The sequence below is a fragment of the Brevibacterium limosum genome, from assembly GCF_011617705.1.
Lineage (GTDB): Bacteria > Actinomycetota > Actinomycetes > Actinomycetales > Brevibacteriaceae > Brevibacterium > Brevibacterium limosum.
This window is the reverse complement of record NZ_CP050154.1, coordinates 2,109,829-2,135,033: the sequence shown is the minus strand read 5'-3', so window position 1 is coordinate 2,135,033 and position 25,205 is coordinate 2,109,829. Positions and strand designations below refer to the sequence as shown.

At 64.5% G+C, this 25,205-nt stretch carries 21 protein-coding genes; 10 read left to right on the top strand and 11 right to left on the bottom strand.

All coding sequences use genetic code 11. The features are described 5' to 3' along the window. Nucleotide 1 precedes the first annotated feature (1 nt). Complete coding sequence (gene map / locus GUY37_RS09500; protein ID WP_166824906.1) at nt 2-910, bottom strand: type I methionyl aminopeptidase; 909 nt, start codon at nt 908-910, stop codon at nt 2-4. 125 nt (nt 911-1,035) lie between these two features. Between map and GUY37_RS09495 the strand changes: the two genes are divergently transcribed. Beyond that, the gene (locus GUY37_RS09495) at nt 1,036-1,761 is read left to right on the top strand and encodes a FadR/GntR family transcriptional regulator (RefSeq protein ID WP_166824903.1); all 726 of its coding nucleotides are present in this window, start codon (nt 1,036-1,038) and stop codon (nt 1,759-1,761) included. Nucleotides 1,762-1,851: 90 nt separating this feature from the next. Here the strand turns inward: GUY37_RS09495 and ald are convergent, their stop codons facing one another. After that, nucleotides 1,852-2,970 carry an alanine dehydrogenase gene (gene ald, locus GUY37_RS09490; protein WP_166824900.1) on the bottom strand — a complete coding sequence of 373 codons (1,119 nt, stop codon included), beginning with the start codon at nt 2,968-2,970 and terminating at the stop codon, nt 1,852-1,854. A gap of 320 nt (nt 2,971-3,290) precedes the next feature. On the opposite strand from ald, the gene GUY37_RS09485 reads away from it, so the two are divergent. The 3 genes from GUY37_RS09485 to GUY37_RS09475 are packed head-to-tail and all read left to right on the top strand — an operon-like array spanning nt 3,291 to nt 7,894. Then, entirely contained in the window at nt 3,291-3,494 is a 204-nt protein-coding gene (locus tag GUY37_RS09485; RefSeq protein ID WP_035320335.1) for a hypothetical protein, read from the top strand. Continuing rightward, nucleotides 3,495-4,853 carry a type I glutamate--ammonia ligase gene (glnA, locus tag GUY37_RS09480; RefSeq protein WP_166824897.1) on the top strand — a complete coding sequence of 453 codons (1,359 nt, stop codon included), beginning with the start codon at nt 3,495-3,497 and terminating at the stop codon, nt 4,851-4,853. It begins immediately after the preceding gene. Next, nucleotides 4,853-7,894: a bifunctional [glutamine synthetase] adenylyltransferase/[glutamine synthetase]-adenylyl-L-tyrosine phosphorylase gene (locus GUY37_RS09475; protein ID WP_166824894.1), complete on the top strand. Its 3,042-nt coding sequence runs from the start codon at nt 4,853-4,855 to the stop codon at nt 7,892-7,894. The genes glnA (GUY37_RS09480) and GUY37_RS09475 overlap by 1 nt, the downstream gene beginning before the upstream one ends. Nucleotides 7,895-7,963: 69 nt before the next feature. Here GUY37_RS09475 and GUY37_RS09470 read toward each other — a convergent pair whose 3' ends face one another. After that, nucleotides 7,964-9,430, bottom strand: coding sequence for a mycothione reductase (locus tag GUY37_RS09470; protein WP_166824891.1), 1,467 nt, complete (start codon nt 9,428-9,430; stop codon nt 7,964-7,966). A gap of 156 nt (nt 9,431-9,586) precedes the next feature. Next, complete coding sequence (gene glnA, locus GUY37_RS09465; protein ID WP_166824888.1) at nt 9,587-11,011, bottom strand: type I glutamate--ammonia ligase; 1,425 nt, start codon at nt 11,009-11,011, stop codon at nt 9,587-9,589. Nucleotides 11,012-11,154: 143 nt separating this feature from the next. On the opposite strand from glnA (GUY37_RS09465), the gene GUY37_RS09460 reads away from it, so the two are divergent. Next, nucleotides 11,155-11,595, top strand: a complete 441-nt coding sequence (locus GUY37_RS09460; RefSeq protein ID WP_166824885.1) for an RDD family protein — start codon at nt 11,155-11,157, stop codon at nt 11,593-11,595. 164 nt (nt 11,596-11,759) lie between these two features. Here GUY37_RS09460 and GUY37_RS09455 read toward each other — a convergent pair whose 3' ends face one another. From GUY37_RS09455 to lipB, 3 genes are all read right to left on the bottom strand, one after another. After that, a complete protein-coding gene (locus GUY37_RS09455; protein ID WP_025778306.1) occupies nt 11,760-12,497 on the bottom strand; it encodes a DUF4191 domain-containing protein in 738 nt (245 codons plus the stop codon). Between the two features lie 63 nt (nt 12,498-12,560). Further along, nucleotides 12,561-13,613: a lipoyl synthase gene (gene lipA, locus GUY37_RS09450; protein ID WP_092013963.1), complete on the bottom strand. Its 1,053-nt coding sequence runs from the start codon at nt 13,611-13,613 to the stop codon at nt 12,561-12,563. Nucleotides 13,614-13,623: 10 nt separating this feature from the next. Further along, nucleotides 13,624-14,262 (bottom strand): lipoyl(octanoyl) transferase LipB, encoded by a 639-nt coding sequence (gene lipB, locus GUY37_RS09445; RefSeq protein WP_166824882.1) that lies wholly within the window; start codon nt 14,260-14,262, stop codon nt 13,624-13,626. A 158-nt stretch (nt 14,263-14,420) separates the two neighbouring features. On the opposite strand from lipB, the gene GUY37_RS09440 reads away from it, so the two are divergent. Continuing rightward, complete coding sequence (locus tag GUY37_RS09440) at nt 14,421-15,830, top strand: hypothetical protein (protein WP_166824879.1); 1,410 nt, start codon at nt 14,421-14,423, stop codon at nt 15,828-15,830. 61 nt (nt 15,831-15,891) lie between these two features. Here GUY37_RS09440 and sucB read toward each other — a convergent pair whose 3' ends face one another. From sucB to GUY37_RS09425, 3 genes are all read right to left on the bottom strand, one after another. Next, a complete protein-coding gene (gene sucB / locus GUY37_RS09435) occupies nt 15,892-17,784 on the bottom strand; it encodes a 2-oxoglutarate dehydrogenase, E2 component, dihydrolipoamide succinyltransferase (RefSeq protein WP_166824876.1) in 1,893 nt (630 codons plus the stop codon). 21 nt (nt 17,785-17,805) lie between these two features. Next, on the bottom strand, nt 17,806-19,194 hold the full coding sequence (gene lpdA / locus GUY37_RS09430) for a dihydrolipoyl dehydrogenase (protein ID WP_166824873.1): 1,389 nt from the start codon (nt 19,192-19,194) through the stop codon (nt 17,806-17,808). Between the two features lie 153 nt (nt 19,195-19,347). Continuing rightward, nucleotides 19,348-20,823 (bottom strand): leucyl aminopeptidase, encoded by a 1,476-nt coding sequence (locus GUY37_RS09425; protein WP_166824870.1) that lies wholly within the window; start codon nt 20,821-20,823, stop codon nt 19,348-19,350. Nucleotides 20,824-20,945: 122 nt separating this feature from the next. Between GUY37_RS09425 and GUY37_RS09420 the strand changes: the two genes are divergently transcribed. Continuing rightward, entirely contained in the window at nt 20,946-22,052 is a 1,107-nt protein-coding gene (locus tag GUY37_RS09420) for a quinone-dependent dihydroorotate dehydrogenase (RefSeq protein ID WP_166824867.1), read from the top strand. On the opposite strand, the gene GUY37_RS09415 is transcribed toward GUY37_RS09420, so the two are convergent. Next, entirely contained in the window at nt 22,027-22,638 is a 612-nt protein-coding gene (locus GUY37_RS09415) for a DUF3043 domain-containing protein (RefSeq protein ID WP_166824864.1), read from the bottom strand. The two genes, GUY37_RS09420 and GUY37_RS09415, sit on opposite strands and share 26 nt — an antisense overlap. Nucleotides 22,639-22,661: 23 nt before the next feature. On the opposite strand from GUY37_RS09415, the gene GUY37_RS09410 reads away from it, so the two are divergent. From GUY37_RS09410 to aat, 3 genes are all read left to right on the top strand, one after another. Then, nucleotides 22,662-24,038: a dipeptidase gene (locus tag GUY37_RS09410; RefSeq protein WP_166824860.1), complete on the top strand. Its 1,377-nt coding sequence runs from the start codon at nt 22,662-22,664 to the stop codon at nt 24,036-24,038. A 79-nt stretch (nt 24,039-24,117) separates the two neighbouring features. Beyond that, nucleotides 24,118-24,471, top strand: coding sequence for a HesB/IscA family protein (locus GUY37_RS09405; protein ID WP_025778316.1), 354 nt, complete (start codon nt 24,118-24,120; stop codon nt 24,469-24,471). 29 nt (nt 24,472-24,500) lie between these two features. Next, nucleotides 24,501-25,178: a leucyl/phenylalanyl-tRNA--protein transferase gene (gene aat, locus GUY37_RS09400; RefSeq protein WP_062861636.1), complete on the top strand. Its 678-nt coding sequence runs from the start codon at nt 24,501-24,503 to the stop codon at nt 25,176-25,178. The last annotated feature ends 27 nt before the right edge of the window (nt 25,179-25,205 follow it).

The window sequence follows — 25,205 nt, the reverse complement described above, 5'->3', positions numbered from 1 at the left end:
CTCAATTCCCCTCGTGTGCAGGTCCCGCGGCGATCGCGGTGTCGACATCGGGCAGGGTCAGGATATCGGCACCCGCCTCGGTCACGACCAGTGTGTGTTCGAACTGGGCAGAGCGTCTGCGATCCTTCGTCACCACGGTCCAGGCGTCATCCCAGACGTCCCAGTCGATCGTGCCGAGGTTGAGCATGGGCTCGATCGTGAAGATCATTCCCGGCTCGATCGTCTCGGCGTGGGCGGGGGCTGCGTCATAGTGGGGGATGATGAGGCCGGAATGGAACTCACGGCCGACACCGTGGCCGCTGTAGTCGCGCACGACCCCGTAGTCGAAGCGCTTCGCATATTTCTCGATCACTCGTCCGATGACGTTGATCTGACGGCCGGGTCTGACCGCCTTGATTCCGCGCATCATCGACTCATAGGTGCGTTCGACGAGCAGGCGCGACTCCTCGTCGACCTCGCCGGCGGTGAATGTGTAGTTCGTATCCCCGTGCATGCCCTGGTAGTACGCGGTGATGTCGACATTGACGATGTCGCCGTCTTCGATGACGGTCGAATCGGGGATCCCGTGGCAGATCACCTCGTTGACGGAGGTGCATACGGACTTCGGAAACCCGCGATAGCCCAGCGTCGACGGGTACGCTCCGTGATCGCACATGAACTCGTGCGCTGCCTTGTCGATGTCATCGGTCGTGATGCCGGGGGCGATCATCTCGCCGACGGCGGCCAGGGCATCGGCCGCGATCCGACCGGCCGCTCGGACGACCTCGATCTCCTCGGGGCTGTAGAAATTGTTTCCGCGGCCCTCATCGGCGTCGGCGCGTCCGACGTATTCGGGGCGGGGGATGTCCTTCGGCACACCGCGTTCGGGCGATATGGTGCCGGGCGTGAGCAGGCGAGTGTGAACAGTCATGATGGTGTCGATCCTATGCTGGAAACGCGGCTTTGTCCCGCCGCCTGCTCGCCTGTCGATGCCGCGGCGAGGGCCCTGTGGAGTCTAGAATCGGAAGCAGCCGTGCCAAGGAAACGGGAGGCAGATTGAGCGAGGACACGACATCGGCGGGCCACGAGTTCGCCGGGCTGAGCGACGTGGTGAGCCTGACGAGCGCGCCGCAGCAGATCGCCGACCACATCCTCTCCGGAATCGCCGTGGGAGCGTTGCCGGAAGGCACTCTGCTGCCGGGCGAACGGACCTTGGCCGCAGATCTCCAGGTGTCTCGCTCGAGCGTGCGCGCAGCCCTGCTGCGGCTCGAACGGCTCGGTGTCGTCGAACGCCGCCGGGGTCGTGGGGGAGGGACGTTCGTCAAGACCGCCCGCCCCGAGGCGCTGGCGCCCATGGCCGGCAGGATCGACGAATTCCATGCCGAACGTCGGAATCTTCTCGACGCTCGCGCGGTCTTCCAGAATTCGCTGGCGGCGACCGCGGCGCGCCGACGCACCGAGGAGGAGCTGAGCGAACTCCGTGAGTTGGCCGAGGTCTATTCCCAGCGCGCCGAGGCGGCCGCCGCCCGCACCGCGGACGCGCAGTTCCATTTCGCCATCGCCCGCGCCGGGCACAACCCGGAACTCGTGCGCATGGCCATCGACCTCGATACGAAGATCAACGCCGGTTTCCGTCACGACCCGTTCTCCGCTGAGCTCTTCGACCACGCCGTAGACGACCACGCCGCGATCGTCGAGGCGATCGCCGCCGGTGACGGGGTGGAGGCAGGCAGACTGTGCGAAGAGCACTTCAGGTACACGACCATCGTCACCCGGGACTGAGCCGCACCCCCAGAACTACCTGACGGCGGTTCAGCAACCTCGCGCGAGGTTGCTGAACCGCCGTCAGGTAGCAATACGTGTGCGAAGGTCTCAGTTCGCCAGCGCGTGTGCCACGGACACGGCTTCGAGGCCGAATGCGTCGGCGACGTTGTCGTTGGTGACGTGTCCGTTGTGGATGTTGAGCCCCCGGGCCAGCGCCGAATCGTTCGACAACGCTGTGTGCCATCCCTGATCAGCGATCTTCACAGCAAACGGCAGAGTCGCATTCGTCAGCGCCGCCGTGGCCGTGTTCGGCACGGCACCGGGCATATTCGCCACGCAGTAGTACACCGAGTTGTGGACGGTGAACGTGGGATCATCATGCGTCGTCGGTCGCGAGTTCTCGAAGCAGCCGCCCTGGTCGATGGCGATATCGACGAGGACGGAGCCCGGCTTCATCCCGGCGACCATCTCATCGGTGACGAGCTTCGGCGCCTTCCTGCCCGGGATGAGCACCGAACCGATGACGAGGTCGGCACCGGCCAGTGACTTCGTGATCTCATACTTGTTCGACACCTTCGTGCCGATGGCACCGGCGAACGTCTCATCGATCTGACGCAGACGCGGAATGTTGATGTCGATGACCTCGACTCTCGCCCCGAGGCCCAGAGCCATGCGGGCGGCGTTCGTCCCGGCCACACCGGCACCGATGACGACGACATTGGCACGCTCGACGCCGGGGACTCCGGAGAGCAGGATGCCGCGACCACCGCCGGCCTTGAGCAGGCTGTGGGCACCGACCTGAGTCGACAGGCGACCGGCGATCTCGCTCATCGGAGCCAGCAGCGGCAGGCCGCCGCCGTCGGGCTGGACGGTCTCATAGGCGATGGCCGTGGTGCCGGCTTCCATCAGGGCCTTCGTCAGCGCCTCATCGGCGGCGAGGTGGAGATAGGTGAACAGGACGAGGTCCTTGCGCAGGAAGCCGTACTCCTGGGCGATCGGCTCCTTGACCTTGAGCACGAGGTCGCCGGCGGCCCAGGTGGTGGCGGCATCGGGGGCGATCGTGGCTCCGGCTGCCTCGTATTCGGCATCGGTGATGAAGGAGCCTTCGCCGGCTCCCGCCTGCACGGTGACCTCATGGCCGTGGGCGACGAGTTCGTTGACGCCGGCAGCGGTGATGGCGACTCGGAACTCGTTGTTCTTGACCTCGGTGGGCACTGAAATGCGCATTGTGTGTCCTTCTCTCCTGATGAAGTGCCGCAGGGGCGGAGGCGACCGACTTCTCCGTCGGGCGTCGATGGTGTCAACTCTATTCCTTTGAAGGTTTGGAGAGCAAACCTTTAAATCTGTTTTCGTCATCCCGAATACGGAATCAGTGCGTTTGAGTACCAGATAGCGCGGAAAACATGATTCCAGCCGAGGACAGACGGCACCACAAGCGCAGATCGGGGCGTTCACCGAGCGCGAGGAGCAGGTGCCGTCAGTTCGGCTCCCGAAACGGTAAGCTGAAAGTGTCAATGCAGAACCCCGCTGAGGAGAGAAGGCTCGCCATGGGACTCTACGAAGATATCGACGATCCGAACTCGAAGTACTACTTCAACCTCGAGACGAACACCGTCGAAAAGGGGCTGGTCAGCGATTGGACCCACCGTATGGGGCCATACGAGACCGAAGAAGTCGCCCGCGCCGCCCTGGAGAAGGCACGTGAGCGCAATCAGAAGTGGGACGAAGACGACGAGAAGTGGAACGGCTGAATGTCGCGTCAGGAGGAATTCGTTCTCAGGACCGTCGAGGATCGTGAAGTGCGATTCATCCGACTCTGGTTCACCGATGTCCTCGGACAGCTGAAGTCCGTGGCCATCGTCCCCGCCGAACTCGAAGGTGCCTTCTCCGAAGGCATCGGGTTCGACGGATCGGCAGTCGAGGGACTGTCGCGGGTGTTCGAAGCCGATATGGTGCTCAAACCCGATCCCTCGACGTTCTCTCTGCTGCCCTGGCGCGGAGAGACCGAACCGACCGGGCGGATGTTCTGCGACATCCACGTCCCCGGGGGCGAACCGGCGCCGGCGGATCCGCGCAACGTCCTCAAACGCACTCTGGCGAAGGCCGCCGAACGCGGCTTCACCTTCTATGTGCATCCTGAGATCGAGTTCTACCTGTTCAAGACCGACAACCTCGACCCCGTCTCCGGAATCAGCGACGGCACTGCGCCGAGGCCCGTCGACACGGCCGGCTACTTCGATCATGTCAACGGCGGAACGGCCAACGACTTCCGCCGCGAAGCAGTCACCATGCTCGAAGCGATGGGATTGTCCGTGGAGTTCTCCCATCATGAGGCCGGACCGGGTCAGAACGAGATCGATCTGCGCTATGCCGATGCGCTGACCATGGCCGACAACGTCATGACCTTCCGGTCGGTCATCAAAGAAGTCGCGATCTCTCAAGGTGTCTACGGCTCGTTCATGCCCAAACCGATGGCCGAGCACCCGGGCAACGGGATGCACACGCATGTCTCCCTGTTCGAAGGTGAGAACAATGCCTTCTTCGAGCCGGGCGCCGAATATCAGCTGTCGAGGACAGGCCGTCAGTTCATCGCCGGACTGCTCACCCACGCCGCCGAGATCTCGGCGGTGACCAACCAGCACGTGAACTCCTATAAGCGGCTGTGGACCGGCCACGAAGCCCCGTCCTACATCTCCTGGGGCCACCGCAACCGCTCCGCTCTCGTGCGGGTCCCGCAGTACAACTCCGGCAAGTCCTCATCCGCACGGGTCGAATACCGTGCATTGGACTCCTCGGCGAACCCGTACCTGTCCTATGCGCTCATGCTCGCCGCAGGGCTCAAGGGGATCGAAGAGGGCTACGAGCTGCCCGACGAAGCCGAGGACAACGTCTGGCTGCTCTCGTCCACCGAACGTCGAGCGATGGGCATCGAAGCGCTGCCGCGCAGCCTGTCCCATGCTCTGGAGCTGATGGAAGGCTCGGACCTCGTCGCCGAGACCCTGGGCGAAGAGGTGTTCGACTTCTTCCTGCGCAACAAGCGGCAGGAATGGACCGACTACCGCGCGCAGGTGACTCCGTACGAACTCGCCAAGCACTTCACCTCGATGTGATGGCCGCAATCACCTCACGGACCATCAGCATCCCGGATGCGACCGCCCGCTTCCTCCATGAGCTCGATGAGCTCCTCGGCCAGCCTCTGGCCACGGACTCGCGGTTCGTCGATCTGCTCATGGCCGTGCCCGACCCGCACGGGGCGGCGCTGGGACTGCTGCGGGTGGTCGAAGCCGCGGGGGAGGAGTCCGCGGCGCTGCTGGACGCCGTGAGGTCGGGAACGAAGAGCGATCTGGCCGAGGACGAACTCAACCGTCCGCTCCTGGCCCGCCTGCTCGCAGTCCTCGGAACCTCGGAGGCGATGGTCGACCACCTGGTCCGTCATCCCGACTCGCTTCCTCTGCTGCTTGCCCCGGACCCGTTCCTGCTGATCTCCACCCCGGCCGCCTCGGCGTCGTCCCTGCGCGCTGAGATGCTCTCGGCCCTCGGCGCGGATCCGGACGATCCGGCCCCGCGCGCCACGGTGACCGGTGATGAAGGCGTCAAGGCTCTGCGGCGCAATTACCGTGACGCGGTTCTGCGCCTCGTCGCTGACGACCTGTCGGCAGAGTCCCCGGAAGAGATCGTCGATCATGTCATGGCCGTCCTGTCCGATCTGGCCGCGGCCGCGCTGGATACGGCTCTGGCCATCGCGCGTGCCGAACTCGACGAGGCGGCCGACATCCGTCTGGCGGTCATCGCCCTGGGCAAGACCGGAGCCCGAGAACTCAACTACGTCTCCGACGTCGATGTCGTCTTCGTCCTCGACTCCGCAGAGACCGAGGGAGCCAGAAGTTCGGCCACCGATCTCGCTCAGCGTATGCGCAGCATCCTCTCCGACGCCGGCGGCGAACCCGCGCTCTGGGAGGTCGATACGGCGCTGCGTCCCGAAGGCAAAGCCGGGGCGCTCGTCCGGACTCTGTCGGAGTTCGAACACTATTACGACGAGATCGCCGAGAACTGGGAGTTCCAGGCCCTGCTTAAGGCCCGGCCCGTCGCCGGCGACGTCGAGGTCGGAGAGGCGTTCTCGGAATCGCTTCTGCCCCTGGTCTGGCAGGCGGCCAGCCGTGTCGGCTTCATCGATGGGATCCGAGCGATGCGTCGTCGCGTTGTCGATCTCATTCCGGCCGTCGAAGCCCCACGCCAGATCAAGCTGGGGCGCGGCGGGCTGCGTGACGTCGAGTTCTCCGCACAGATGCTCCAGCTCGTCCACGGGCGCAATGATGAGGACATCCGCACCCCGAACACGCTCATCGCACTCGGCGAACTGGGAGAGCACGGGTACATCGGCCAGCAGGACGCCTCCGTGTTCTCGACCGCGTACCGGTTCATGCGCGTCGTCGAACACCGAGTGCAGATCCCGCGGATGATGCGCAATGCGCTCATCCCCGACGACGAAGCCAAGCTGCGGGTGCTGGCCCGATCCGTCTTCCGTTCCGGATCGCGAACCGGAGACCGCCTCGAAGAGGCCCGCCGGGACTATGCGAAACAGGTCACCCGCCTCCACGAACAGATCTTCTATCGGCCCATCCTCGAGGCGGCTGTCGGCATCCACGGGGCCGTTGTGGATGCTCAGAAACGGGGATCGAGCCTGCAGGCGGCCGCCGATCGTCTCCAGGCATTCGGCTATGTCGACCCGCAGGGAGCATTGGGCCATATCAAGGCGCTGACCACAGGGATGTCGCGCACCGCAATGGTCATCAAGCAGGTGCTTCCGGCACTGCTCGACTGGTTCTCCGACGGGGTCGAACCCGACCGAGCACTGCTGGCCTTCCGCCGCCTGAGCGAATCGCTGTCATCGTCCGGGTGGTTCCTCAAGATGCTCCGTGACTCCGGGCTGGCTGCCAAATCGGTGGCCGAAGTGCTCTCCCTGTCCGGGTATGCGACCGAACTTCTGCTGCGCCAGCCCGCTGCCGTGGCTTGGCTGGATCGTCCTGAGAACCTCGAGGCCCGTGATCTGGAGATCCTCAACGCCGAGGTCGATGGACTGCTCCGACGCCACGGTGCCGATGCGGTGACACCGATCCGGGAGACCTACAGCCGGGAGCTGCTGCGCATCGCTCTGCGCGATGTCCTCGGCGTCGGCGATCGGGCCGAAATACCCGCCGATCTCTCCGACCTCATGGACCTGGCCGTACGTGGTGCCCTGCAGGCTGTCCGAACAGACCTCGACGACCCCGAGACACCGGACTACGAGTTCGGGATCATCGCCATGGGCCGGTGGGGCGGCCGCGAGATCGGCTACTTCTCCGATGCCGATGTGATGTTCGTCTACCGGCCCATCAGCGATGATCTCGACGCCGAGGCCCGTGGGAAGCTGAGCAAGCACGTGTCGAAGGTGGCACTCCAACTGTCCTCCCGTCTCAAAGCCAGCGAAGGAGCTCAGGGAGTGGATCTGGACGCGGATCTGCGTCCCGAAGGCAAGAACGGACCGTTGGTCCGCAGCCTCTCGTCCTACCAGGCCTACTATGCGAAATGGTCCCAGCCGTGGGAGGCTCAGGCGCTGTTGCGGGCACGTCCGGTCGCCGGCGAGGACGGTCTCATCGCCGATTTCCTCTCGCTGATCGATCCGCTGCGGTATCCGGTGGAGATGCCGCAGAAGGCATTGACACAGGTGCGCACGCTCAAGGCGCGGATGGAGGACGAACGTCTGCCCCGCAATGCCGACAAGCGTCGGCATCTCAAGCTCGGCCGAGGCAGTCTCTCCGATGTCGAATGGACCGTTCAGCTGCTGCAGCTCCGACACGGGCATCGCGTCGAAGGCCTGCGCACGACCTCGACGCTGTCGGCTCTCGCTGCGGCCACGGACGAGGGTCTGCTGCCGGCCGAGGATGCCGAGCAGCTGGCCGCGGCGTGGCAGCTGGTGACCGATGTGCGTTCAGCCGTGATGCTCTTCCGCGGTCGCACTGCCGAATCGCTGCCCGTCGATCACACAGAGCTCGAGGCCACGGCCTGCCTCCTCGGCTATCCTGCCGGTGCGGGCCATGACCTCGAAGACGACTATCTGCGGACCACCAGGCACGCACGTTCCGTGATGGAACACCGCTTCTACGACTTCTGACTCAGCGAGCGCGGCACTTCGCCGTCTGGCGAATTCACCCCGGCGCCGAATCAGACGTCGGTCGAACGCTCAGTCCTCGAATTCGAGTCCGAGCAGGGCGTTTTCGACGACCTCGGGCAGTGCCGGGTGGATCCAGTACTGTCCGGTGGCCACCTCGTCGGCCGTCTGACCGAAGGCCATGGCCTGAATGAGCGGTTGGATGAGCATCGATGCTTCATGCCCGACGATATGCGCGCCGAGGATGAGCCGGGTGCCGCGATCGGCGATGACCTTCACGATCCCCGGATCATCGGCCATCGCCCAGCCGTAGGCGACATCGGAGAACTGCTGCACCTTGACCGTGACATCGTGTCCGGCATCCGTGGCCTGCGCCTCGGTCATTCCCACATAGGCGACCTGAGGGGAGGTGAACACGGCACCGGGGACGGCGTGGTGATTGACCACGGCGAGGTCGTCGACCGGAGCACTTCCCGGCCCTCCCGCTGCGACGTCGGCAGCCAGATTGCGTCCGACGATCGTCGCTTCGTGGTTGGCGACATGTTTGAGCTGGTGCGGTGAGGAGATGTCTCCGAGAGCGAACACGCCTGGAACGGGCTGACCGGCGGAGAGCACTCGTTGGTGCTCATCGACGGACAGCCGATTGCCGTCGGTGAGGTCGAAACCGGCGGCCGCGACGTCGAGCTCGGCGGTGTTGGGGACGCGCCCGGTGGCCACGAGCACACCGTCTGCCGTGATCGTCTCCGGCAGGGCCACCTCGGCGAGGCGCCCGCTGGGTTCGACGGTCAGCGTGACCTCGCCATCGGCGATGTCGATCTGCTTGGCCTGGGCCCCGTGGACGACAGTGTGGGAACAGCCGAAGATCCGGGTGAATTCGTCGGCGGCTTCCGCATCGATATCGCCCAGGAGGCGGGGCCCACGAGCCAGGACGGTCACCTCGGTGCCTAGGGCGGCGAAGACATGGGCGAATTCCATCGCGACGATCCCGGAGCCGATGATGACCAGGCGCCCTGGCTGATCGGGACGGCGCATCACAGTGTCCGAGGTGAACACCGGGTAGTCGCCGGTGTCGACGCGGGTCGTGTCGAGCCCGGCGATGTCGGGGATCATCGGGTGGGCGCCGGCGGCGATGACGATGCGATCGGCGGTGATCTGCTCACCGGAGGCGGTGCGTACGGTCTTCTCTCCGGTGAAGTGAACGTGTTCGGGCACGACGGTGACATTGGGCTGGCGGTCGCTGCTGCGGTACTCGCGACCTCCGGACTCGATCGCGTCGACGCGGGAGAAGATGCGCTTCTGGAGCCCTGCCCAATCGACTTCGGGGTGGGTCGGGGTCAGGTTGTAACGGTCAGCCTGGCGCGACTGCTCAGCAACGGTGGCGGGGTAGACGAACATCTTCGTCGGGATGCAGCCGACGTTGAGGCAGGTTCCGCCGAAGTGCCATTCCTCGGCGATGGCGGTCTTCAGGCCCGCGAATCGCTTGTCGAGGAACATATTTCCCGAACCGGTGCCGATGAGCAGCAGGTCATAGTGCGTCAAAGTCCATCCCTCCGATGGTGCGTGATCCGACCGGCCGTGTCAGCGGCCGCAGAGCCGAAAGGGCGCCACGGGAGACAACCCGTGACGCCCTCACTCTATTCCACTCGGCTGCAGATGCCGGTTCTCGGTCCGACTGGAATCCGGCCCGGCCTGAGATCAGAGTGCGTAGTAGAGCTCGAACTCCGTCGGCGTCGGACGCAGGCGAGCGACATCGAGTTCGTTCTCACGTTTGATGCGGATCCACGTTTCGATGAGGTCGGGAGTGAAGACATCTCCGGCGGTGAGGAAGTCGTGGTCCTTCTCCAGCTCGTTGAGCGCCTCGTCGAGGGTGCCGGGAACGAGCTTGATGTCCTTGGCCTCCTCCGGCGGGAGCTCGTAGAGATCCTTGTCGATGGGCTCCGGCGGTTCGATGCGGTTGCGGATGCCGTCGAGCCCGGCCATGAGCTGCGCGGAGAAGGCGAGGTAGGGGTTCGACGAGGGGTCCGGAACGCGGAATTCGAGGCGCTTGGCCTTCGGCGAGGTTCCGGTCACAGGAATGCGGATCGCGGCCGAACGGTTGCGCGCGGAGTAGACGAGGTTGACCGGAGCTTCATAACCGGGCACGAGACGACGGTAGGAGTTGATCGTCGGGTTCGTGAACGCCAGCACCGCACCGGCGTGTTCGATCAGGCCGCCGATGTACCAGCGGGCCAGGTCGGAGAGCCCGCCGTAGCCGTTCTCGTCGTAGAAGAGGGGCTCGCCGTTCTTCCACAGCGACTGGTGGCAGTGCATGCCCGAGCCGTTGTCATCGAAGAGCGGCTTGGGCATGAAGGTCGCGGACTTGCCGAGCTCGAAGGCGGTGTTCTTGATCACGTACTTGAAGTCGAGCAGCTGATCACCGGCATGCTGGAGGGCCTTGAACTTGTAGTTGATCTCCTGCTGACCGGCAGTGCCGACCTCGTGGTGCGCCCGCTCCATCTCGAAGCCGATCTGCTCGAGCGTCAGGGACATCTGGTCGCGGATATCGGCGTACTGGTCCTGCGGAGAGACGGGGAAGTAGCCGCCCTTGAACGGAGTCTTGTAGCCCTGGTTTCCGCCGGGCTCGTCCGTGCCCATGTCCCAGGCGGCCTCCTGCGAGCCGATCTTGTAGAAGCTGCTGCCCGGGGTGTTCTCGTAGCGGATGGAATCGAAGAGGTAGAACTCGGCCTCGGCACCGAAGAAGACGGTGTCGGCGATTCCGGTGGATTCGAGATAGGCCTCGGCCTTGGCCGCGACCTGTCGGGGGTCGCGCGAATAGGGTTCATCGGTGAACGGATCGACGATCGAGTGGGTGACGACCAGCGTCTTGGCCTCGCGGAAGGGGTCGATGTACGCGGAGGTGACATCGGCCAGCAGCTTCATATCCGATTCGTGGATGCCCTGGAAGCCTGTGATGGAGGACCCGTCGAAGAGCAGACCTTCGGTGATCTCCTCGGTGCCGTAGGAAGCGGCGGGGAGGTTGAAGTGCTGGACCACACCGGGCAGGTCGCAGAACCGGACATCGACGAACTTCACGTCGTTGTCCGATATATAGTTGACGAGTTCTTCAGCAGACGAGAACACTTAGGTCTCCTAGTTCGTGTACGGTGGCCGTTTGTCCTGACCACGGTCAATCTTAGTCGCCGAAGAATGAAGTCGTGATGTCGCCCATGTTTCGGGCATGTTTCCTGAGGATCCACTCAGGCCGGATTCCGTAGGCTGGGGGAGTGATCAATCGTGACGACCTTGGTTCCTGGCTCGAAGGGCCCCGGTTCGACAGGGAAGAAGACGACTGGCCCGGAAAGCGGCTGGGTCTGCCTGTCAACGGCTCGCATTCTCTGGCCCCGGCGTGGAAGCGAATCCTCGCCCTGCTCGTCGACTGGCTGATGTGTCTGGCGATCGCCAATCTCATCGATCCGGCGAATCCGATCCTAGCGCCAGCGATCTTCGCTGTAGAGAACTTCGTGCTCGTGGGCACGCTCGGCTATTCGGTGGGGCATCGCATCTTCGGCGTCGAGGTGCGTCGTCTCGACGGCCATGTCCCGGGTCTGCTCAAGTCGCTCATCCGCGCAGTGCTCGTCGTGCTCGTCATTCCCGCTCTCATCTTCAATCGCGACAACCGCGGACTCCACGACCTGGCGGCCGGCACAGTCATCCTCCGCCGCTGAACCCTCCCCTAATTGCTACCTGACGGCGGCCCAGCAACCTCGCGCGAAGTATCTGGGCCGCCGTCAGGTAGCAATTAGGGGAGGGGATGGAGGAGAGACGGAAGCGGCGCAGACTCGGAGTGAGTCGACGCCGCCTTCGCGGATCTTCGCTGGATGTGTGAGGATCAGCGTCCGCGCATGGCCTTGTGGTTCGGGCGGGCCTTATTCGGGTCGATTCCCTTCGGGATCGGCGGGCGCGAACCCTGAGTGCCGAGTGCGGCAAGACGGTTGCGCACGGCCAGCACCTCGGCGCGGTTGAGTTTGCGCGGCAGCTTCTGCACGGCCGGAACGACCTGCTTCATCGTCAGCTGGCCGTCTTCCTTTCCACCCTGGAAGGTGTGAACCGGGACGTTGGGGAGGATGCGCTCGTGACGCTTCTTCTCCTTGGCCAGCAGCTTCGCACTGCGACCCTTCGGCCCTTCGCTCAGCAGCACGACGCCGGCACGGCCGGTCGAGCGGAACACGAGATCGCGGCTCTTCGGGTCGACAGCGATGGGCTTCTCGTCCATGAGGTAGCCGCGACGAGCGGTGTTGAGGACGGCCCCGAAGGCTCCCGGCTGTCCGTCCATCTGAGCGAATGCGGCGGTCTCGGCGAAGCGCCCGAGCATGAACATGCCCAACAGCAGACCGACCATGAAGCCGAGGATCGTCGTGAAGATCGCGGTGGTGCCGCCGATGAGCAGACCGATCATGAGACCGATGAGCGTGCACCCGAGGATCGCCGCAGCCAACAGCCACGGTGTCGCTTTGTTGTGTTTGGCGGACAGCTCATAGACCTGACGCATCTGCGCCAGACGGCCGGGCTTCTTGTTCGGATCTTTGGGCTTGCGCCGGAAGAGTCCCTTACGCGGTTCTTCGCTCATTCTCTCACTTGCTCTTGAGGGGCGTTGCGGCGTCGCCTCCCGAAATCAGGGGGAGGCCGACGCTCATTGCTCAGCAGTCAAGTCTACCTCTTCGCCGGGGCCGAAGGTATCCACAACCGCCTGCGCCTCCTGTTTGGCGGGCGTGTGCTTGTCCAGGTGCGCCAGATGCGACGGGATCTCTTCGCCGCGGCGACGCATGGCGGTGGCCCACAGCCGACCGGCTCGGTAAGAAGAACGCACGAGCGGACCCGACATCACACCGAGGAAGCCGATCTCCTCGGCCGCATCGCGCAGCATCACGAAGTCGGCGGGCTTGACCCACCGGGTGACGGGATGGTGCCGGGGAGAGGGACGCAGATACTGCGTGATGGTGATGAGGTCGCAGCCGGCATCGTGGAGGTCCTGGAGTGCGGAGATGATCTCGTCGTTCGTCTCACCCATCCCGAGGATGAGGTTCGATTTAGTGACCAGACCGGCTTCGCGGGCCTGCGTGATCACCGACAGGGAACGCTCGTAGCGGAACGCGGGGCGGATCCGCTTGAAGATGCGCGGCACCGTTTCGACGTTGTGCGCGAGCACCTCGGGCCGGGAGGAGAACACCTCGGCGAGCTGATCCGGTTTGGCATTGAAATCGGGGATGAGCAGTTCGACGCCGGTGCCGCGACCGTCAACGTAGGAGAGGTCGTGGATCTGGCGCACGGTCTCTGCGTAGAGCCAGGCGCCGCCGTCTTCGAGGTCGTCACGGGCCACACCGGTGATCGTCGAGTAGCGCAGTCCCATCTCCGCCACCGAGGCGGCCACGCGGCGCGGCTCGTCAGCGTCGAATTCGGCCGGTCGGCCGGTGTCGATCTGGCAGAAGTCACAGCGTCGGGTGCACTGTTCGCCGCCGATGAGGAAGGTCGCTTCGCGATCTTCCCAGCATTCGAAGATGTTCGGGCAGCCTGCCTCTTCGCAGACCGTGTGCAGCTCCTGCTTGCGCACGAGCGACTTCAGTGCCGTGTACTCGGGGCCGATATGGGCCTTCGCCTTGATCCAGGCCGGCTTGTCCTCGATGGGAGTCTCGGAGTTGCGGGCCTCGACGCGGAGCATGCGGCGGCCCTCTGGTGCGATCGTCATCTGAGTTCTCCTATGCGGTGATGGTCTCGTGCAGGATCTCGTCGAGTCGCTGTGCCACGTCCTCGGGAGTGACCGTGCGGCCGAGTTCGGCACTGATGGTCGTGGTGTCGGCGTCGGTGATCCCGCAGGGGATGATGGATTCGTAGGCGCCGAGGTCGTTGCTGCAGTTGAGCGCCAGACCGTGCATCGTCACGCCTTCGTGGATGCGGATTCCGATGGCGCCGATCTTGCGGTCGCGTCGGAGACCGTCGTCTGGCAGCCAGACGCCGGCACGTCCCTCGATCGTGGTCGCTTCGATCCCGTATTCGGAGAGCAGTCGGATCATCGCGTCCTCGAGCTGGGACACGAAGAGGCGGACTTCTTTGGGATCGTTGAGCTTGTAGATGCAGTAGGCGACCAACTGTCCGGGTCCGTGCCAGGTGATCTTCCCGCCGCGGTCGACGTCGATGACATCGGTGCCGTCGGTGGGCCGCTCGAAGTCCTCGGTGCGCTTGCCGGCCGTGTAGACCGGTGAATGCTCGAGGAGCAGGATCGTCGAAGGACGGTCACCTGCGAGCACGTCGTCGTGGTACTTCTTCTGCAATTCCCAAGTCTGCCGATAGTCCGAGAGGACAGGGGCGAACCCGAGCGTTTCTGTGGCCAGGGGCATGGCTCCACACTATGACTCTTAACCCCAGTGTTCAATTTGTTTCCAATCACATCTGCCGACCTCCACCGAGGCTGTGGCCCTTGACACATAACGACATCGGCGAGCATCATTAAACATCATTAAACGCAACTGATCATCATCAACGGAGATGAGGAACCATGACATGGGTGTTCCAAGCAACGATCGCGGACGATATCCATCGTGTCCGCGATTCCGACGGTCGCAGTGCGTGGGGCGTCGTGCACAATGACTTCGATGCCGACGATCCCCGTGTACTCGCCCTCACCGAGGTGGCTCTGCCGAACGGCGCCCGTTCCCTTCTCATCGTCCCCGCTTCACCCGGTGGGCTCGTCCTCGACGTCGTCCGCGCCTATCAGGGTCTGACCGAGCCCGAGCTGTGCACGCTGTTCCTCGGCATAGTCGAACAACTGCGGGTCTGCACGCGCCCGGAGGAGCGTCTGGCTCTGTCGTCCTTCGCCCTCGATGCCGAAGGCCGGCCGGTGATCATTCCCGGCGTCTGCGAGCCGAGAACGACGACGCCGCGGCGGGCCGTGGGGGAGATGATCTACCATGCCGTCTTCGGGAGGCCATGGGCCGAGGCTCTGCTGCCGGTGGACCTGGCACTGGCCGAATCATCGTCGGCCCTGCGATCGCTCGTCGCCGGTCTCCTCGACGACGCGGCGTCCGATGTCGGGTTGGAAACCGCCCTCGCCGAGGCAGCCGAGTCGCTGCGTACCCTCGACCGACCCGCTGCGCTGCCGCTGGTTCCCGCCGAGAGTGCAACGGCACCCGAATCGGCGCTCACGGCACGCCTGCGTGTGGCCTCCGGACTCAGACCGAATCGAGGAACGACGGGGGATATCGAGTCGAACCTCGGGACTCCGGCTTCGCCTCTGCACGGCGGAGAAGTCTCACCGCTGCGTGCTGGGGCGAAGAGCTCGCGGCGTTCGAGGCGGAAGCGACCGGAGGCACGGAGAAGACTGCTGGCGCCGATGCTGAGTGCCGTGGATGCTCTCCGGTCACGCCTGAGAACCATGGCACTGCCGCACGTGCTGGGACGCAGCGCGCTGCTCATCGGCGTCGCCGTGTGCCTGACGCTTCTCGGCGGAATCGTCGTCTGGTCATCATGGTCGTCCCCCGAGTCCTCGAGCAGTGAAGATATGTCTTCCGGCCAGGCGTCCGCCTCATCGGCTGCACGGACGCCCGCACTCGGCGTCGACGAGGTCACCGGTGTTCTCACGGATCTGTGTGAGTCCCGAGCAGCCGCGCTCAGCGACGGCGATAGCGAAGCTCTGCAGGCGCTGACGGTCCCCGAGTCCGCTGCCGCGGCGGCGGATGAGCTCATCGATCCATCGGCATATGCCGACTCGGACTATTCGATCGATATCGAGGACGTGACGATCGTTGCCGCCGACGATGACCGGGTGGTCGCCTCGGCGCTCATGCGTTCGAGCGCGGGCAGCGGTGACGCTCTGCAGGAGTTCGCCGCCCAGTCGGTCGAGTTCGAGCTGGCGAAGGTCGAGGGAAGATGGCTCGTTGCAGAGGTCCGCGAGATCGCCGAGCCATGAATGCCCCGAGGGGCCGACCATGCGTGGTCGGCCCCTCGAAAGGTGTGCGGAAGAGTCAGGTTCAGAGGTCGAGATCGGCCTCGAAGTTGCCTTCTTCCAGACGTGCCTTGATCGTCTGCAGGAAACGTCCCGCATCCGCACCGTCGACCAGCTGGTGGTTGTAGGTCAACGGCAGGTACACCATGTCACGGATGGCGATCGCCTCGTCGCCGTCGACCGTCTTCACGGCGATGGGGCGACGCACGATCGCACCCGTGCCGATGATGCCCATCTGCGGCTGGTTGATGATCGGCGTGTCGAACAGCGCGCCGACGGAACCGATGTTGGTCACCGTGAACGTTCCGCCCGAGAGCTCATCCGGCATGATCTTGTTGTTGCGGGTCCGGTCAGCGACATCATCGATGGCCTTGGACAGGCCCGCCACGCTGAGATCACCGGCATCCTTGATCACGGGAACGAGCAGTCCGCGCGGAGTGTCGACCGCGACGGCCAGGTGTTCGTGATCGAAGTAGGTGATCTGCTGCGACTCGAGATCGTACTGCGCGTTGACCTTCGGGTGCACCTGAAGCGCCTCGACGATGGCCTTCGCGAAGAACGGCAGATAGGTCAGCTTCGAACCGTGCTTGGCCTGGAATGCCTCCTTGTTGGCCTTGCGCAGCTTCACGACGCGAGACATATCCACTTCGATGACCTGCGTGAGCTGAGCAGAGACATCGAGGGACTCGCTCATGCGCTTGGCGATGGTCTGGCGGATGCGCGAAGCCTTCTCCGTGGTGCCGCGCAGCTTCGCGACCTCCTCGGGGATCTCGACCTTGAACGGAGCCTTGGACGCGGCGGCCGGTGCGCCGGACTGTGCAGCGGGGGCCGCGGCGGGAGCGCTCTTCGCGGCCGCCTCGACATCCTGCTTGCGGATGCGTCCGCCCACTCCGGTGCCGGTGACCTGCGAGAGGTCGACACCCTTCTCGCGGGCCAGGCGGCGCACGAGCGGTGTGACGTAGGCGGCGTTCTCGCCCACGGTGTCGGCGGCGGCAGGGGCCTGGGCAGCGGCGTCCACAGGCTCCTCGGCCTGAGCGGCAGAAGCCGACTGCGCCGACGCGGCTGCGGCCGGCTTGGGAGCCGACTCCTGCTTCGGCGCCTCCTCCTTGAGAGCCTCCTGCTTCGGTGCCTCTTCGGCAGGAGCGTCCTCCTTGGGAGCTTCTTCCTTGGGGGCAGCCTCGGCGGGAGCTTCTTCCTTGGGGGCTTCCTCGGCCGGTGCGGATTCGGACGGGGCACCGGAACCGATGCGAGCCAGAGGCGCTCCGACCTCGACGGTGTCGTCCTCGTCTGCGAGGTGAGCCTGAACGACTCCGGCGACGGGGGAGGGGACCTCGGTGTCGACCTTGTCGGTGGAGACCTCGAGCAGAGGTTCGTCGACCTCGACCTCTTCGCCGACGTCCTTGAGCCAACGGGTCACGGTGCCTTCGGTGACGGACTCGCCGAGCGCGGGCATCGTGATCTCGGTGCCTTCGGAGGAACCGGAATCAGAAGCGGCAGGAGCGGATTCCTCCGTCGGTGCCTCATCGGCTGCCGGTGCTTCGTGAGCGGGAGCCTCTTCAGCAGGGGCTTCTTCGGCAGGTGCCTCAGCAGGCTCTTCAGCAGGGGCTTCTTCGGCAGGTGCCTCAGCAGGCTCCTCGGCGGGTTCCTCGGCCGGTGCTTCCTCGTCGGAGGACGTACCGCTGCCGTCGCCGATGTAGGCGAGGTCGCCGCCGACCTCGACCACGTCATCTTCTTCGGCGAGGATCTTCTCGAGGGTGCCGGCATACGGGCTGGGGATCTCCGTGTCGACCTTGTCGGTCGACACTTCGAGCAATGGCTCGTCTACCTCGACTTCTTCGCCCACTTCCTTGAGCCAGCGAGTGACAGTGCCCTCGGTGACCGACTCTCCGAGAGCCGGCATCTGAACGGAATTCGACATGAGTATTCGTCTCCTCGGATCTTATGAGTGGAAGTGCAGGGGTTTTCCGGCCAGGGCCAGGTGGGCCTCGCCGAGTGCTTCGTTCTGCGTGGGGTGCGCGTGGATGAGCTGCGCGACTTCCTCGGGGAATGCTTCCCAATTGACGATGAGCTGTGCCTCACCGGCTTGCTCGGACAGACGCGCTCCGATTCCGTGCACGCCCACGACCGGACCGTCCTTTTCGCGGATGACCTTGATCAGACCTGTCGTGTTCAGGATCACGGACTTGCCGTTGCCGCCGAGGTTGTACTCGAGTGCTTCGACCTGATCCTTGCCGTACTTCTCTTCGGCCTGTGCCGAGGAGAGTCCGACGGAGAAGATCTCGGGTTCGCAGTAGGTCACGCGGGGGATGCCGGATTCGACGACCGGTGCCGGGTTGAGGCCGGCGATCTCCTCGGCGATGAAGATGCCCTGACCGAATGCTCGGTGGGCCAGCTGGAGTCCGGGGACGATATCGCCGCAGGCGTAGATGTTGCCGACGCCGGTGTGGAGACGTTCGTTGGCCAGGACGAATCCGCGATCCATCGGGATGCCCTGCTCTTCGAATCCGAAGCCCTCGGTGACCGGACCGCGGCCGACGGCCACGAGGAGGTACTCGGCTTCGAGCGTCGAACCGTCTTCGAGGGTGACCTTGACACCGTCGGCGGTCTCTTCGACGCCCTTGAACATGACTCCGAGCTTGAACTTGATCTTGCGCTTCTTGAAGGCGCGCTCGAGGTTCTTCGAGATGGTCTCGTCCTCGTTGGCGACGAGGTGCTTGAGGCCCTCGACGATCGTGACGTCAGCTCCGAAGGAGTTCCAGACGCTGGCGAACTCGACGCCGATGACGCCGCCGCCGAGCACGATGGCCGAGCTCGGGACCTTGTCGAGCTGGAGAGCCTCGGTGCTCGTGATCACGCGGTCGGTGACCTCGAGTCCGATGGTCTTCGATGTCGAACCGGTCGAGAGCAGAACGTTCGTGCCCTTGACGGTGTGGTTGCCGTCTTCGCCGGTGACCTCGACAGTGTCTTTGCCGACGAGCTTGCCGGTGCCGAAGTAGGTGTCGATTCCGCGAGCCTTGACCAGACCCTGCAGACCCTTGTAGTTGCGGGTGATGACCCCGTCCTTGTACTCGAGCACCTTGGCGATGTCGATCCCCTTGAACTCGGCTTCGATGCCGAAGGTCTCGGAGTTCTTGGCGGTCTCGGCGACTTCTGCGGCGTGCAGAAGAGCCTTCGTCGGAACGCAGCCACGGTGCAGGCAGGTGCCTCCCACCTTGTCGCGTTCGATCAAAGCGACCTTCATGTCGAGCTCTGCGGCTCGCAGAGCAGCGGCATAGCCACCGGTTCCGCCACCCAGAACGACAAGGTCGTAGGTCAATTCGTCACTCACGGATTTCTCCTCGTAGCTGTGAATAAGCCTGCAGTACGCAGCTTTCAGTCTTATCTTTCCACTTTTCTTGCGCGGGGCGAAGAAAAACGCTGTCTGATTGGACACAGGTGGGCATCATCACGTTCACCTCGACAGCGTGTAGAACCACCGGGCTCAGGCCTTCGCCTTCGCGATTTCGATGAGGGTGCGCACCGCGGCTCCGGTCGCGGCCTTCGGTGTGTAGCCGAAGGGTGCTGACCCGTTGAAGCTCGGTCCGGCGATGTCGATATGCGCCCAGTTCGCATCCTCTCCGACGAACTCACGCAGGAACGCCGCAGCGGCGAGCATGCCGCCGGGGCGCGGTCCTGAGTTCGTGAGATCGGCGGCGGTGGAGTCGAATCCGGAGAGCATCTCCTCGGGGATCGGCATCGCCCACATCTGTTCACCGGCCACGGACGCCGAGGCGATGACCTCTGCCCGTGCGGCCTCGGAGCCCATGACTCCGGAGGTGCGTTCGCCGAGTGCGACGATCTGAGCGCCGGTGAGTGTGGCTACGTCGATGAGCAGGTCCGGGTTCTCCTCCCCGGCGTCGGTGAGCGCATCGGCGAGGACGAGTCGGCCTTCGGCATCGGTGTTCGTGACCTCGACGGTCTTGCCGCTGCGCATCTTCAGTACATCGCTGGGGCGCTGTGCCGAAGACCCGGGCATGTTCTCGGCCATCGGCAGCCACGCGGTGACCCGCACCGGGAGCTTGAGGTCGGCGATGCCGAAGAGCGCCTGCACGACGGCCGCGGAACCGGCCATATCGGACTTCATGTCCTCCATGCTCTTCGCGGGCTTGAGTGAGATGCCGCCGGAGTCGAAGGTGATGCCCTTGCCGACGAAGCTGAGATGGCGCTTGGCTCCGCGTGGCGCGTATTCGACCTTGACGAGGCGGGGCCCGCGGGTCGAACCCTGGCCGACGCCGATGATTCCTCCGTAGCTTCCGGCCTTGAGCTCCTTCTCGCCGAGGACGGTGACCTTGAGCTTGCGGTCCTTGGCCTGGTCCTTGACGATCTCTGCGTAGGACTCGGGGTAGAGATCGAGCGGGGGAGTGTTGACGAGGTCGCGTGCCCTGTTCGTCGCTGCGGCGATGACTTCGCCGGCGTCATGGGCGGCGGTGAAGGTCTTGCCCTTGGAGCCGATGACGGTGATGGCTCCCGGCGTCCTGTCTTCGCTGCGGTAGTCGAGGAACCGGTAGGCGCCGAGTCCGGCGCCGACTGTGACCGCTTCGACTTCGGCCGGAGTAGTGGCGGGCAGGGCCAGAGCGATCGACTCGACACCGTCGAGTACGCGCAGCGCCGCCCCAGCGCCGCGACGCAGCGATTCAGCGGTTGCGGCGACATCGGAGTCATCGGGATCGAAGTCGCCGAGTCCGACGAGCAGGACGGAGTCGGCGGCGATACCCTTCGGAGCGGGAATACGAGCGGTGGATCCGGCCTTTCCGCTGAACCCGATCGCCTGGGCCGCGGCGTCAAGCGCGGTCTTCGCCGCCTTTGCGCCTTCGAGCCCGAGGACCTTCGAGTCCGCTGCTGCCAGCACCAGTACGGAGGCGGTGGCCTTCACCGGTGAGGTCGTGGAGTAGCTGCTGAGGGTGGTTGCACCAGCCATGAGTTCCCTTTCAGTCGTCTTTGAACGTTGATTCGATCCTAATGCCTAACACGTCCGCGTGCTGAAGGAGTGAGGCAAGCACGTGCTGAAGCGTTGCGGGACTCTGACATATTCTTGAGTGCGTGTACTCATTGATCTTCAGACTCCTCTTCGTTCCGATGGATGCCGAACGGGCCCATCACCTCTCGTTCACCGCTCTGCGGTTCCTCGATTCCGTGCCTCTGCTCGGACGACTGCTCCGCTTCGTCTGTGCCCGCGGCACAGTCAGACCGGTCGAGGTGATGGGTCTGCCGTTCGCCAATCGGGTCGGCCTGGCCGCAGGTTTCGATAAGAACGGAGTAGGTGTCCGCGCACTGTCCTCCCTAGGCTTCGGCCATATCGAGGTCGGAACGATCACCGCCCACGCCCAGCCGGGCAATGATCAGCCCCGGCTGTTCCGTCTGCGGAAGAACCTCGCCCTTCTCAACCGGATGGGGTTCAACAATGACGGAGCCCGGCAGGCTTCGTTCAACATCGCCGCCGAACGGACGAAGATCGACGCCCTCCCGCAGCGGCTGCGTCCCATCGTGGGCATCAACATCGGCAAGACGAAGGTCGTCGAGGCGGCCGATGCAGTTTCCGACTATGCCTCTTCGACCCGTGCGCTGGCTCCCTTGGCCGACTATCTCGTCATCAATGTCAGTTCACCGAACACCCCCGGTCTGCGGGATCTGCAGTCCACGAGCAGCCTGGAGCCGATCATCACCGCAGTCCGCGACACCGCCGCCGAGGTGGTGGACAGTCCGCGATCGACGCTGGGACATGTGCCCCTGCTGGTCAAGATCGCACCGGACCTGGCCGATGAGGATGTCGTCGAAATCTGCGATCTCGCTCTGCGCACCGGAGTCGACGGACTCATCACGACCAACACGACGATCGACCGGTCCGTGCTGACCGGTGCCGAGGCGAAGTTCGCCGAAGGCCAGGCCGGTGGAATCTCCGGACGCCCCGTGGCCGAACGCTCGCTCGAAGTGCTGCGTCTGGTGAAGAAGCATGTGGGCGATGAGCTCACCGTCATCTCCGTCGGGGGAGTCGCGGATGCGAAAGACGCCCGGGCACGAGTGGTCGCGGGCGCCGATCTGGTTCAGGTCTATTCGGAGATGATCTACTCCGGTCCGTTCTTCCCCGGCCGCATCGTCCGCGGCCTCGAGTCGAGCCGACTGCTCACTCGGGGTACTGACGGCGCTTGACCTGCGGCTTGGGCATGCGCAGCGGACGCAGCTGGATGCTTCGCATGACGGCATAGAAGGTGATTCCCCGTTCGACTTCGCCGAACTTACTGCGCAGTCGGTTCTTCAGGATGTAGTTGAGCACGAACCCGTCGAGGACGATCAGCGCGATGAGTCCCCAGACCGCATAGGTGAAGTACTGCTGAATCTGCACCGGCTGGGTGAAGGCGATGACGAGGATGAGGATCGCGGCGGGGATGAAGATCTCGCCGATCGAGAAGCGAGCATCGATGTAGTCGCGGATGTACCGACGCTGAGGTCCTTTGTCACGGCGGGTGAGGTACTTCTCCTCACCGTTCATCATGCCGATGCGCGCGCGATCACGCTCCTGCCGCTGCTGTTCCTTGGCTTGTCTGTTCGCAACCTTGCGATCCTTGTTCACCAAGGGCTGACGGCGCGCAGACTCCTGTTGGCTGCGCTTGGGCGTGGGCCGTCCCTTCTTCGCTTCCGCATCGCGACGGGCGTCGGCTTCTGCGGAGAGGTCGTCATGGACTGGCTGAGAGGCAGAGGTTTCGTCCTCCGCGCGAGATTTTTTGCTTCCGAACACGAGATGAATACTACCTTTGGAGAATGAGCGAATCGACTTCAGCACTTGACAGTGCACAATTGCATGCCGAACTGGACGCCATCTTCGAGGAGGTCCTCGGCAATCTCACGGATCTCGTAGCCATTCCCTCCGTCGCCTGGCCGAGCTTCGACGCCGCGAATGTCACGGCCAGCGCCGAGGCGGTCGCCGGCTTGGCCAGCGACCTCGGCCTCGACGTCGACATCCTCAGCGCCGACCAGCCCGACGGAACCCCTGGATACCCGGCCGTCGTGGCCTCCGTGCCGGCGCCCGAAGGCGCCCCGACCGTCCTCCTCTACGCCCATCACGACGTGCAGCCGCCCGGACGCGCCGAGGATTGGGACACCGAACCCTTCGTCGCCACCCGGAAGGGCGACCGTCTCTTCGGCCGTGGAGCCGCCGACGACAAGGCGGGGATCATGGTCCATCTCACGGCTCTGCGGCTGCTGGCCGACCGCCTCGGTGTGGGTGTGACGCTCTTCTTCGAAGGCGAGGAAGAAGCTGGCAGCCCGAGCTTCCGCAATTTCCTCGAGACCTACCGGGACCGTCTGCGTGCCGATGTCATCGTCGTCGCCGATTCGGGCAACTGGGCCGCGGGCACTCCGGCCCTGACGACGAGTCTGCGCGGAATGTGCGCCGTCGAATTCGAGGTCTCCACGCTCGACCACGCCGTGCACTCGGGAATGTACGGGGGAGTGGCACCGGATGCGATGCTCGCGATGACGAAGCTGCTGGCCACCCTCCACGACGACAACGGCTCCGTTGCTGTCGCCGGCCTGCACTCGAGCGCGGAGACGTCCATCGACTACGACGAGGCGACTCTGCGCACCGACTCCGGAGTGCTCGCGGAGACCGAGCTCATCGGCGCAGGCACCTTGGCCTCCCGTCTGTGGACCCAGCCGTCGATCACCGTCATCGGCCTCGACATTCCCGATGTGGCGGTCTCCTCGAATACCCTGCAGTCCTCACTGAAGGCCAAGCTCTCGATCCGACTCGCGCCCGGGGACACCCCCGCCTCGGCGGTCAAGGCCGTCGAAGAGCACTTGCGCGCGAATCTGCCCTTCGGCGCGCAGCTGAGCATCGGTGAGACCGAGGGCGGAAGCCCCTGGCAGGCCGACGAGAACGACCCCGTGGTCCGGACCGCCCGCCAGGCGCTCACCGACGCATGGGGCACCGAATCGGTGACGATGGGCATCGGCGGATCGATTCCCTTCATCGCCGATCTGCTCGATGTGTTTCCCAGCGCATCGATCCTCGTCACGGGCGTCGAAGATCCCGACGCCAGGGCCCACAGCGCCAACGAATCGCTCTACCTGCCCGATTTCAAGGCCGCGATCGTCGCCGAAGCACTGCTGCTGCAGCGCCTCGGCGACCAAGGATGACACGAACGGGGAATAGCTTGCCGGGCACCGACGTTGTCACCGGTGTAGCCTGGGGACAGGAACGCGAAAAGGAGTAACCATGACTGTGACCGAAAAAGCAGAAGCCACCCACGAGGTGGAGCTGTCGTCGACCGCTGCCGACAAGGTCCGCAGCCTGCTGGAACAGGAAGGTCGTGACGACCTGCGCCTGCGCGTGGCTGTCCAGCCCGGCGGATGTTCCGGACTGATCTATCAGCTCTATTTCGATGAGCGTTTCCTCGACGGAGACGCAGTCCGCGACTTCGACGGCGTCGAGGTCATCGTCGACCGGATGAGCGTTCCCTACCTCAGCGGTTCGACCATCGACTTCTCCGACACCATCGAGAAGCAGGGCTTCACCATCGACAACCCCAACGCCGGCGGATCCTGCGCCTGCGGAGACTCGTTCCACTGATCAGCCTCGGCTGAGGAGGAGCGCTTCTCATGGACCTGGAGGATCTGCGTGCCGTGTCATATACGGCAACGCAGCCCCAGGTCCTTTTGTCGTATCGGGCCGGACTCTTCCCCATGGGGGTCGGCCACGGGGGCACCGGTCGGATGGGATGGTGGGCGCCACGACGACGTGGAGTTCTGTTTCCCGGTGACCTGCGCGTGACGAAGAGCCTGCGCAAATCGATGAAGCACTTCACCTTCACCACCAACCGCGCCTTCATGCACGTCATCCGCTCGTGTGCCGACCCAGCGCGGACGGGCAGCTGGATCACCGAGGAGATGATCGAGCTCTACCAGGGCCTCCACGACGACGGGTGGGCGCATTCGGTCGAAGTCTGGAACGACGATGAGCTCGTCGGCGGACTCTACGGAGTCGCCATCGGTTCGTTCTTCGCCGGCGAATCGATGTTTCACACTCAGCGGGACGCCTCGAAGGCCGCGCTGGCCCACCTCGTCGGACTCTTCGACGGCGTCGACGTCGACAGCCGACATCGCGGGGCGAACTCGGCGGATGAGGACACCGGACCGGGGGGCTGGCTCATTGACACTCAGTGGCAGACATCACATTTGTCCACGCTCGGCGTGTCGGAGATCAGCGGCCTCGAATACTCCGCGCACCTAGATTCCGCGCTCAGGGGCCGCATCTGTCAGGATATTCTCAACAAATGAACATCTGCAGGTGAATTTCTACCGCGT